This is a genomic window from Natronolimnohabitans sp. A-GB9, assembly GCF_030848565.1.
GTDB lineage: Archaea > Halobacteriota > Halobacteria > Halobacteriales > Natrialbaceae > Natronolimnohabitans.
The window spans coordinates 19,800-29,524 of sequence record NZ_JAVDDV010000028.1 but is presented as its reverse complement, the minus strand read 5'-3'; the positions used below and the strand labels follow the sequence as shown (position 1 = coordinate 29,524).

9 protein-coding genes and 1 pseudogene are annotated in these 9,725 nt (G+C 66.4%); 3 read left to right on the top strand and 7 right to left on the bottom strand.

Features of this window, described 5'->3' with window-relative positions; translation table 11 throughout:
• The 4 genes and pseudogenes from RBH26_RS19415 to RBH26_RS19400 form a co-directional block, all read right to left on the bottom strand.
• Window positions 1–561, bottom strand: a pseudogene (locus RBH26_RS19415) (IS5/IS1182 family transposase); the annotation flags it as partial.
• 272 nt (window positions 562–833) lie between these two features.
• Entirely contained in the window at window positions 834–2,084 is a 1,251-nt protein-coding gene (locus RBH26_RS19410) for an ABC transporter permease (RefSeq protein WP_306760025.1), read from the bottom strand.
• Complete coding sequence (locus RBH26_RS19405) at window positions 2,084–3,298, bottom strand: ABC transporter permease (protein ID WP_306760024.1); 1,215 nt, start codon at window positions 3,296–3,298, stop codon at window positions 2,084–2,086. The genes RBH26_RS19410 and RBH26_RS19405 overlap by 1 nt, the downstream gene beginning before the upstream one ends.
• Complete coding sequence (locus tag RBH26_RS19400; protein ID WP_306760023.1) at window positions 3,295–4,086, bottom strand: ABC transporter ATP-binding protein; 792 nt, start codon at window positions 4,084–4,086, stop codon at window positions 3,295–3,297. Before RBH26_RS19400 ends, RBH26_RS19405 begins: the two co-directional genes overlap by 4 nt.
• 147 nt (window positions 4,087–4,233) lie before the next feature.
• On the opposite strand from RBH26_RS19400, the gene RBH26_RS19395 reads away from it, so the two are divergent.
• Genes RBH26_RS19395 through RBH26_RS19385 form a run of 3 tightly spaced genes read left to right on the top strand, consistent with a single transcriptional unit; the run spans window position 4,234 to window position 6,622 of the window.
• Window positions 4,234–4,497, top strand: coding sequence for a hypothetical protein (locus tag RBH26_RS19395; RefSeq protein ID WP_306760026.1), 264 nt, complete (start codon window positions 4,234–4,236; stop codon window positions 4,495–4,497).
• Window positions 4,491–5,627 carry a DUF4350 domain-containing protein gene (locus RBH26_RS19390; RefSeq protein WP_306760022.1) on the top strand — a complete coding sequence of 379 codons (1,137 nt, stop codon included), beginning with the start codon at window positions 4,491–4,493 and terminating at the stop codon, window positions 5,625–5,627. The genes RBH26_RS19395 and RBH26_RS19390 overlap by 7 nt, the downstream gene beginning before the upstream one ends.
• The gene (locus RBH26_RS19385; RefSeq protein WP_306760021.1) at window positions 5,624–6,622 is read left to right on the top strand and encodes a MoxR family ATPase; all 999 of its coding nucleotides are present in this window, start codon (window positions 5,624–5,626) and stop codon (window positions 6,620–6,622) included. The genes RBH26_RS19390 and RBH26_RS19385 overlap by 4 nt, the downstream gene beginning before the upstream one ends.
• Window positions 6,623–6,843: 221 nt before the next feature.
• Here the strand turns inward: RBH26_RS19385 and RBH26_RS19380 are convergent, their stop codons facing one another.
• Genes RBH26_RS19380 through RBH26_RS19370 form a run of 3 tightly spaced genes read right to left on the bottom strand, consistent with a single transcriptional unit; the run spans window position 6,844 to window position 9,706 of the window.
• The gene (locus tag RBH26_RS19380; RefSeq protein WP_306760020.1) at window positions 6,844–7,758 is read right to left on the bottom strand and encodes a hypothetical protein; all 915 of its coding nucleotides are present in this window, start codon (window positions 7,756–7,758) and stop codon (window positions 6,844–6,846) included.
• Window positions 7,755–8,261, bottom strand: coding sequence for a hypothetical protein (locus RBH26_RS19375; RefSeq protein ID WP_306760019.1), 507 nt, complete (start codon window positions 8,259–8,261; stop codon window positions 7,755–7,757). The genes RBH26_RS19380 and RBH26_RS19375 overlap by 4 nt, the downstream gene beginning before the upstream one ends.
• Window positions 8,258–9,706 (bottom strand): DUF58 domain-containing protein, encoded by a 1,449-nt coding sequence (locus RBH26_RS19370; RefSeq protein ID WP_306760018.1) that lies wholly within the window; start codon window positions 9,704–9,706, stop codon window positions 8,258–8,260. Before RBH26_RS19370 ends, RBH26_RS19375 begins: the two co-directional genes overlap by 4 nt.
• Window positions 9,707–9,725: the final 19 nt, after the last annotated feature.

Below are 9,725 nucleotides of genomic sequence, written 5' to 3'. Positions count from 1 at the left end.
TTCTGGTGCTTGTTTGCTCTCGGTGAATTCCGCGGCGATAGGGATCTTTTGTCCGGTCGAGACGATCGTGCAGCCGTAGCCGTAGTAGTATTCTTCGGCGGTTGGATCGTAGCATTTCGACGCATCTTGATCGGCTGGCATCGTTCTCACGTCAGTCGAATCGATGCAGTAGGTCAAGTCGAGCAGGCCGCGGTGGGCGGCCTGCTCGACGAGGTGGTCAAAGATTTCGTCAACGACGTGTTCGAGATCGGTGAGAAAGCGATCGACCGCGTCTCTCGACGGCGGTCGATCGAAGCCACAACTGAGCCAGACAACTGCATTCTGAAGCTCTCGTTCAACGGGGCGGATGCCGTAGATGTCTTTGTAGTAGCAATGGAGGAAGCCACGCATCAGCTCCGGTGGCTCATGATCTCGTGTTCGCCCCGTCTCTGCCGGGGCGAACACGTCGAACTCTTCGAGAAACTCGAAGGAGAGATGCTCAAACAACGCTAGCGTCTCTGTCTCCACGACATTGAAGAACGTCTCTACCGAAGGATCATCTTGCAGGGTCGCTGGGCTCATCCACCACAGCGTTCACCCTGCTCTTTGGTGTGCCACTCGTTCTATGACACCCTCGAGAAAGAGGCTACCGAGTGTTCCACCGACAGAATATTTCACAACGGTAGCAATGGTTCTTAGTTCGCTCATATTTCGTTATCTTCACCCCATATGTAAATTCCTTGTCCTTTACTGAACGATTGGGGACTCGGTTTGGTAGCGATTGGTATTCATCTCTGTGTAGACGGTCGTGATACTGAGTGCCGGATCTACTGAATTAACGACAGGAGCCCGTCTCACAGGTGCTCCAGGGGCGGCGTTCGGCTCAGCCGCCAGCCGGCCAACGCGGCGGCGATCGTTCCGATCCCGATCGCGACGACGAAGGCACCGACCAGAAATCGTGGATCGGTCTGGACGAGCCCGTCGAAGCCGACGACGGCTGCCGCGAGCCGATTCAAGAGATCGACTGCAGGGGGAGTGAGTGCGACTCCCAGGAGGCCACCGACGAGGCCGATCGCGAGCCCCTGGCCGACGATCGAGGCGACGAGCAGCGACGACGAGACACCTTGTGCCGTCAGCGCGGCGACGGCCGTCCGCTGCTGGAAGACGACGAGCGTCAACAGGGTGTAACTAAGCGCGATGCCGACGCCAAGCGAAAGCACGACGAGCGCGCCGCCTGCGGCGAGGACCAGCGCCTGTTCTTGCAACACGGCCTCGAGTTGTTCCTGGTTCGACCGAATCTCGTACTCGGGGTAGGTCTCCTGGAGGTCCGACTGGACGGCGTCGGTGTCCGCGCCGTCCTCGAGTGTCAGCGTGATAAACGTCGCCGGTTCGGTGTGGGTCGTGCTGGTCGTCTGGTGGAGTTCGGAGAGTGGCATCACGACGGTCGGTGCGCCGAGCATCTGCTCGAACGTGGGTGAGATCCCGACGACCGTCGCTTCCGTGTTCCGTGCGGCAGCCAGAGACCCGCCGACGTGAACCGTCTCCCCGACCTCGACGTCTAATGCGCGGGCGGTTTCCTCGTCGATCAACACCTCGTTCGTTCGCTCCCCGTCGTAGCTCCCGTCGGCGTAGTGTGGATCGCCGCTGAGATCCTCGCCCTCGGAGATCTGGACGACGCTGCCGCTCCCGGGGACACCAGTGCCGACGAACGTCTGGAAGTCGTCGTCCGGATCGGTCCCGACGTACACCGTCTCGAACGCGAGTGGGGCCGCCGTCGAGACGTCCTCGTGGGACTCCATCTCGGCAGAGACGTTTCGTGAATCCGACAACACGTTCTCGAAGCCGCCACCGCCAGCGGTGGTCAGTCGCGTCTCGCCGGTCGTCACCCACAGGTCACGATCGGCCGCCTCGAACTGCTGTTCGCCGGTCTCGAGGACGCCCATCCCGACGCCGGCGAGCAGCGTCATCGAGAGGACGGCCAGTGCGATCCCGACGATCGCGAGGCCGAGGCGCAGCCGATGGTGACGCAGCTGGCCGACCGTGACTGCGGCGGCAACGCGGAGTCGCGCGAGCCATCGTTTGAGCGCGGCAATCGGCGCCCCCATCAGGGAACACCTCCGGAGACACGCCGGGTCAGCCCGAGCAACACCGGCAACGAGAGCACGCCGACGAGTACCGCCGCGGCCACCCCATAGGGTACGAACAGCGGGTGTGACATGGCGATCGGACCGGTCGTGATCGTCTCGGTCGCGACGTAGTTGACCACCCGGATGCCGCCGAAGCCGGCGAGCGCGCCCACCAGCCCGCCGACCCCGGTGATGACGAGCGTCTGAACTGCAACCAGTCCGAGCTGGCTTCGGCCCGAGATCCCAACCGCGGACAGCGTCGCCAGCTGTCGGCGATCCGCGACGACCTCGAGTCCGCTGGTCGTGATGACAAACAGCGTGCCGACGGCGACGGCGACGACGAACGCCGTCAGCGCGAGCGCGAGTGGCAGCCCCGACTCCGTCGTCGTACTCATCGTCAACTCACCGCGGGTGAGGACCTCCGACTGGGGGTAGAGTCCCTCGAGTTCGTCCTCGATTCCGGGCGCGTTCGTCCCGACGACGAACTCATCGGCCTGGTCGTACTCGGCGTCGCCGGTGACGGTCTGGAGTTCGCCGAGCTGGACGACGGCGACCGGCATATCGCCGACGGCGTCGGACCCATCGTCGATCCCGGCGACGGTAAAGGAATCGTTGCCGGCGATCGTCACGTCGTCACCGGTGTCGACCTCGAGGTTACTCGCAGCGCTGCCCGAGAGGACGGCGTCGCCGGTCCACTCGCCGTCGTAGCCGCCGTCGGCGTAGTAGGGATCGCCGTGGGTCAGCGGCTCGGTCGAGATGCCGGCGACGCGCTCGAGGCCGGGCGAGTCGACGACGCCGACGACCATGACGTACTCGTCGGTGTCGTTGGTCTGGACCCGGACCACCTCCGAGAGGACCGGCGAGGCGAAATCGACGTCGTCGTAGTCGTCGATCTGGGCTGCCGTGTCGTGAACGGAGCCAAACTGCGGCTGGTCGGTCGCCAGCAGCGCCGACCGTTCGCCGTCGGATTCGGGCACGATCCAGTAGTCGACGTCGTCGTCGTAGACGGTCGTGCTGGTCGCCAGGCCGACCCCGATTCCCGTGACGACGACCAGCAGGGCGATCACGATCGCGACGCCGAGGATGCTGACCTGGGTGCGTTTTCGCGCCGTGTGGGCGGCCCGTACGAGGGTCCGGCTGAAGCCGACGCGGACGATCCCGAGCCAGCGGACGAGTCGTTCGAGTGGGTTCATCGGTGGCCGTCCTCGCGTACGGTCCCGTCTTTGAGCCGGACGAGGCGATCTGCAATCTCGAGTGTCGGGCGGTCGTGGGAGGCGAGGACGACGGCGCGATCCTCGGCGATACGCTCGAACTCGTCGAGGATCCGGCGGCCGGTCTCGGTATCCAGTTCGCCCGTCGGTTCGTCGGCGACGACGAGCGTTGGATCGGTGACTAACGCGCGGGCGATCGCGACGCGTTGTTGTTCGCCACCGCTTAACTCACCGGGACGGTGGTCGATCCGGTCGCCGAGACCCATCCGCTCGAGCAACTGCGTCGCGCGCCGTCGCCGCTCGCGTTTCCCGACACCGAGTTCGACCAGCGGGAGCGCGACGTTTGCCCGCGCCGACAGCGACTCGAGGAGATGGAAATGTTGGAAGACGATCCCGACGTGCTCGAGTCGAAGTCGGGTCCGCCGACGCCGCGAGAGCGTCTCGAGGTCGGTTCCCTGGAACGTCACCGTCCCCCCGGTCGGGAGTTCGAGGCCGGCGAGGAGATGCAACAGCGTCGACTTGCCGCTCCCGCTTGGGCCAGCGAGGCCGACGATCTCGCCGGCTTCGATCGCGATCGAGACGTTCTCGAGAGCGCTGACTCGCGGCGGCTCCGATCGGCCAAGCAGTTTGCCGAGTCGACCCGGCTCGGAGCCACGCGTGTAGCGCTTCGTCACGTCGGTCGCCCGAACGACAGGTGGCGAACCGGCAGCGTCGCTAGTACTGGCTTCGTCGTCGGCAGACGCCGAGGCGACAGGTGACGAAGGAGACATATTGTGGACAGGTTTCTAAAGCCAATTAACTGTCTCGGTTTTCGAGATGTCGTCGGTGGGGTCGAGTACGGTGTCGTCCGCCGACGAAACCCCGACGTTTACGGTGTCCGGCTTCCCCTACTGGGATAGATGACGACGCACCGACGGATGCGGTTTCTCCGCTGGCAGCTCGCCTGGATGCTCGGGACCGTCCTCGCGCTGGTAGTTCTCGGTGCGTTTACCTACGAACTGTACTTCGTCCTCTCGTTGATCGGGTTGCTGGTCGTCACCGAGTTGACGGCGCCGATCGCCGTCACGCCGACCTGGCGACGGCGGCTCCGGTGGGTCATCCTCGTCGGATTGGTCGGGTTCGGCGGCATCGTCGTCCGGCGGATTCTCGAGATCCTGCCACCGGAGGTGATGCCATGGTGAGTCCACGCGAGTGGTTCCGCGACGGTGGTCGGATCGACTGGCCACGCGTCGTCCTCGTCGCGCTTACGGGGACCGTCCTCGTCGCGCTGGTCGTCACGGCGGCGACGTCGACGGCCGCGTTCGGTCCGTACAACCCCTCGTGGGACGGGACCTCCGAGCTCCGCCAGGATATCGAATCGACCGCCGGCGTCGAAAGCGAACTGATCCGGGACACCGAGCGCTACGAGGCCCACGACCCCAACGAGACGGTCGCGTTCGTCGTCGCACCCGACGAGACGTACACCGACGCGGACGCCGAGCGACTCCAGCGGTTCGTCGATCGCGGCGGCACGCTCGTCGTCCTGGAGAATTTCGGGACGAGTGGCAACGCAGTACTCGAGACCGTCGGTGCCGACGCCCGCGTCGACGGGGCGTTGCTCCGGGACGAACAGGAGTACTTCCGCGGGCCGGCGATGCCCGTCGCGACCGGCGTCGAGAACCACACGCTCACTGAGGACGTCGATCGGCTGACGCTCAACTACGCGTCGGCGATCGAGCCGGGCGAGGCAACGGTCCTGGTTCGAACCAGCGAGTTCGCCTACCGTGATACGAACCGGGACGGGCAACTCAGCGACGACGAACAGCTCGCGGCCCGCCCCGTCGCGACCGTCGAACCGGTCGGTGACGGCCAGGTCGTCGCTATCGGCGACCCGAGTCTCGTCGTGAACGCGATGGTCGACGAACCCGACAACGCGGCGTTCCTGGGGGGACTGTACGCCGATTCGACGACCGTCCTGTTCGACCAGTCCCACACCGAAGACCTGCCGCCGCTGGTCTCGGCAACGTTGACGGTCCGTGAGACGCCGCTCTTGCAGGTGGGACTCGGGCTCCTCGGCGTCGGTACGATCGCTCTCGTCGCTCGAGGCGACCTCGGCACGCTCACCGACCGGCTCCGCCGACCGATCGCCCGCCATCTCGGTCGCCAGGAGACGGCAGCGTCCGTCTCCCTCGACTCGCTCGACTCGCTCGAGACGACCGACGACCGCCGCGCGGCGATCCTTCGCGAACGCCACCCCGACTGGGACGAACGCCGGATTCAGCGCGTGATAGCAGCCCTTAACCGTGATGGATCGAAACGGGAGGACGAATGAGCGGGGAGCACTCGACCGATGGTGATCCGGCGGCGACGTACGACGCCATCCGCGAGGAGATCGGTCGCGTCTTGATCGGCAACGAACCGGAGATCGAACAGCTCACTATCGCCCTGTTGACCCGGGGGAACGTCCTTCTCGAGGGAGTCCCCGGCGTCGCGAAGACGACGCTTGCGAACCTGTTCGCTCGCGCCACGGGTCTCGATTACAACCGGATTCAGATGACGCCCGACATCCTGCCGGCGGACATCACGGGGACACACGTCTACCGCGAGGCGACCGGCGAGTTCGAGTTACAGCGTGGTCCCGTCTTCGCCAACCTGGTGGTCGCCGACGAGATCAACCGCGCGACGCCGAAGACCCAGTCGGCGCTGCTCGAGGCGATGGAAGAGCGCAGCGTCACGATCGAAGGCGAGACGCTCTCCCTGCCGTCGCCGTTTATGGTGATCGCGACACAGAACCCGATCGAGATGGAGGGCGTCTTCGAGCTGCCCGAAGCCCAGCGCGACCGCTTCCAGTTCAAGCTCACCATCGACGTTCCCGATCGCGACGTCGAACGACAGCTGCTCGATCAGTTCGACGACGACCCCGATCTCGGCCCCGAGGACGTCGAGCAGGTCGTCGACGTCTCGGACCTGCTGACGGCCCAGGAGATCGCCGCCGCGGTGTACGTCGCGCCGCCGGTCAAGGAGTATATTCTCGATCTCGTCACGGCGACGCGGGACCATCCCGACGTAACCCACGGCGCCTCACCGCGAGCGACGCTTGCGTTTCTCGACGGCGTGAAAGCCCGTGCGGCGATCCACGGCCGCGAGTACGCGATTCCGGACGACGTGAAGGCACTTACCGAGTCCATCCTGGGTCATCGGCTCGTCTTGAGCACGGACGCCAGTCTGAGCAACGTCGCTCCCGGCGACGTCGTCGCCGAGGTCGTCGATTCGGTCGAACCGCCGAGTGTGGACGCCGTCGAGCCGGCCGCCGGGATCGACGAGTAGCCACTATCCGTCTCTCGAGCCGGTCGGTGCCGTCCGGAGTACTGATACTACCGAACAACACGATGCACACACCGATCGCACTCGAGACGCTATCGCGTTCGGCGACAGGCGTCGAGACGCGATCGCGGGGTAGTGACTGTTGTCCGGTAGTATGAGGCGGGCTACTCAAACTCGATTACCACCGATCGTCTGGAACTCTCTCGATCACCGTTCTCGAGGCGTCACGCACCGTCTTCCGTCGACGAGTCCTGGTCCTGGTCCCATCGACAGGTGAGCAGCCAGTCGGCCCGATCGTCGCCCGGCGTCACCGTAAGCGTCGTCGGTCGCTCGAGGCCGGCGGCGAAGCCGGTCGCGAGGAACGAGCCGATCGGGTGGTCGAAGCGGTCGACGGGACCGAACGCACTCCCGGAGATCGCGACCGTCGCGCGGCCGGCTTCGACGTCCGCGGTGGCGCTGTCGACGAGTTCGAACTGTTCGACGAGCGCGTCGGTCAGCTGCATCGCGAGCTCCGGCGGCGTCGCCGCGAGGTCGCCGGTCAGCGAGCGCTGGAACGCCGCGAAGAGCTCGGCACCCGTCGCCTCGAGGAGGAGGCCACGACCGTCCTCGTCGACGACGATCGGTCCGGCGTCTTCGTCCGGGAGTTCGAAGGCGGCCCGCTGGGGGACGTACAGCCGTGCGGGAGCCGTCTCTCGTGGGACGTAGACGCGTTGCTCGCGGAGCCCGAGCTCGTCGGCGATCGCGGCCAGATTGCTCGCACCGGCGGTGTAGACACGTTCGCCGACCTCGGCGGCGACGAACCGGCTCGGGGTGAGATAGTACGTCAACACCGCGCCGAACAGGCCGGTCGCGCCGAGTGCGACCAACACCTCGCGTGCGTCGGGCAACAGGAGACCGGCGGCCACGGCGACGAGGCCGATCGCGCCGAGGCCGAGTGCCGTGTTCCGATAGCGGGACTGTCGTGCGCGAACGTACTCCTCGCGGAGCCGCCGATTCTCGTCGCGCAGCAGTTCGACCTGGGCGGCGAGGTCGGTCGGGTCGATCTCGTCGTCGGTCGCGGTCGTGTCCGCCGACGACTGGCGTGTCTCCGTCTCCGTCTCTGTCTCTGTCTCCGTTCGGTCGGTGTCGAGGCTGCTCATGAGTGATCGGATGGGGTAACTGTCGAATCGGTCGATCGGTCGTCGGAAACGAGCCCGAGGCGAACGAGTTCGTAGCGATGGAGGCCGTAGGCGACGAGCCCGACCGCGAGACAGACGACGACGGCGGCGAGCCACAGCGACAACCGGTGGGCAGCGACCCACCCGACGCCGACGAACCCGGCGGCACTCGTCACCGCGACGGCACCCGTTCGACGCGGCTCGCGGACGTCGACGACCGGCGCGATCACGACGGCAAGGTATCCGAGTTCGACGAGGAGAACCGTCATGGGATCGGTCCCGCCGACGGCCACCGGGGCGAGGACGATGTGGCCGACTGCGATGGCGTACGGAACCCCGAGAGCGTACCAGGCCACGGCTGACGCGAGGCCGGCGAGGAGGCCGATGGGCCCGGCGGCGAGCGCACAGAGGGCGGTAAGCACCATCAGCGCGACGACGATCGGCCAGTCGCGGGCCGTCTCCGAGCGGTCGACGGCAGTCGTCATGCCCGACCACCCTGTCGTGTTCGACCTGCCGTAAGGAGCGTCGAGAGCCGGTCTCGAGGCCCCACCTCGAGTGCGGTGACACGATCCATCGTATCCAGTTCGTGGCGCAGCCGTTCGAACTCGAGGTAGCGTTCGTACGCCCCGTCGACGTCAGCGAGGCCGTCACACTCATAGAGGACGGTCGGCGCGAGCAAGACCAGGACCGTGCTTCCGTTGCTCTGGGCGAGTTTGACCGTCTCACGGAGCTCTCCGGGACGTGAGTCGTCGGTACAGATCACCGTCCACGCGGTGTTGAAGCCGTGGTCCGTGGCGACAGTTGCACCACCGTAGAGGGGGTCGGACTCGATGCGCTTTCGATACCCCTCTCGTGTCGCGTAGAACGGTTGAAGCGTCGCCTCGAACGCGGTGTCGTCGTCGGCGGCGTCGAGGGCCGTCAGCCGATCCCGGGCGTCGGCTGCGATCCGGCGTGTCCCCCGGACGCCGCTCGTCGGTGTGTCGTGGTCGGTCGCTGACGGCTCGAGGTCGAACAGTCGCCGCCGAACCCGATCGTACGCCGTCGGCGTCGTCGCGGGCTCGAGGACGGACGTGAGCCCGTCGTCGTCGACGGTCAGCAGGCCGACCGGATCGCCGAGTCGTCGCGCAGTAGCGGTGATCGCGAGGGCGACCTCGCGGAGGTAGTCGAGTTTCGTCTCGCCGTCGTGGCCGGCTGCCAACGTGGCGCGGTGGTCGACGAGCAACAGCGTCTGGCGGTCGGTCTCGGACTCGCGTTCCCGGACGTAGGGCGTGTCCAGTCGCGCGGTGGCGTTCCAGTCGATCCGGTCGGCTCTATCGCCGGGGACGTACTCGCGTAGCTCCGTCGGCTCGAGGCCCGTCCCGAGGCGGCCGGCGTCGTGTTCGCCGTAGACCGCCGCGGTTCGGTCGCCGGCCTTGCCGACGTGAATCGATCGCGGACTGCGGGGATCGACGGTGACCGTCGGCGCCGGGCCAAGCGAGAACTCCTCGCGAAGCAGGCCGTTTTCGGCCGTCACGGTCGGCTCGTCGAAGCGATGGTCGCCCGCGATCGGCCAGGAGACGGACCGTGTCAGTTCGGCACGGTCCGTGCCGGGTTCGAGCGAGAGCGCCACCGGCTCCTCGAGTGTCGCCGCCGTCGGGACGCCACCCTCGATCTCGATCTCGAGGGCGAGCGAGGCGTCGTCTCGGGCCGCCGTCAGCGTCACTGGCGTCGTCTCGTCGGTGTGGACGCCGGCTCTGGCGACCGACTGGTCGATCTCCAACGTGTCGACGGTCGCCTCGAGCCTGCGCCAGAACCGATACTGCTGTGTCACGACCCACGCGCCGATCAGCCCGGCCCCGGCGACCAACAGGGGGGCAGCGAGTACTGTCCCGAGTACTGCGAGCAGTCCCACGAGCGCAATCACTGCCCAGAGCCGGCGCGTGGGGATCATATTCGATCGATGCGGGGGT

What these genes read in the sequence shown, in the direction of transcription:
- RBH26_RS19410 (WP_306760025.1), bottom strand. Translation starts at nt 2,084, where the DNA reads ATGGGGGCGCCGATTGCCGCGCTCAAACGATGGCTCGCGCGACTCCGC.
- RBH26_RS19405 (WP_306760024.1), bottom strand. Translation starts at nt 3,298, where the DNA reads ATGAACCCACTCGAACGACTCGTCCGCTGGCTCGGGATCGTCCGCGTC.
- RBH26_RS19400 (WP_306760023.1), bottom strand. Translation starts at nt 4,086, where the DNA reads ATGTCTCCTTCGTCACCTGTCGCCTCGGCGTCTGCCGACGACGAAGCC.
- RBH26_RS19395 (WP_306760026.1), top strand. Translation starts at nt 4,234, where the DNA reads ATGCGGTTTCTCCGCTGGCAGCTCGCCTGGATGCTCGGGACCGTCCTC.
- RBH26_RS19390 (WP_306760022.1), top strand. Translation starts at nt 4,491, where the DNA reads ATGGTGAGTCCACGCGAGTGGTTCCGCGACGGTGGTCGGATCGACTGG.
- RBH26_RS19385 (WP_306760021.1), top strand. Translation starts at nt 5,624, where the DNA reads ATGAGCGGGGAGCACTCGACCGATGGTGATCCGGCGGCGACGTACGAC.
- RBH26_RS19380 (WP_306760020.1), bottom strand. Translation starts at nt 7,758, where the DNA reads ATGAGCAGCCTCGACACCGACCGAACGGAGACAGAGACAGAGACGGAG.
- RBH26_RS19375 (WP_306760019.1), bottom strand. Translation starts at nt 8,261, where the DNA reads ATGACGACTGCCGTCGACCGCTCGGAGACGGCCCGCGACTGGCCGATC.
- RBH26_RS19370 (WP_306760018.1), bottom strand. Translation starts at nt 9,706, where the DNA reads ATGATCCCCACGCGCCGGCTCTGGGCAGTGATTGCGCTCGTGGGACTG.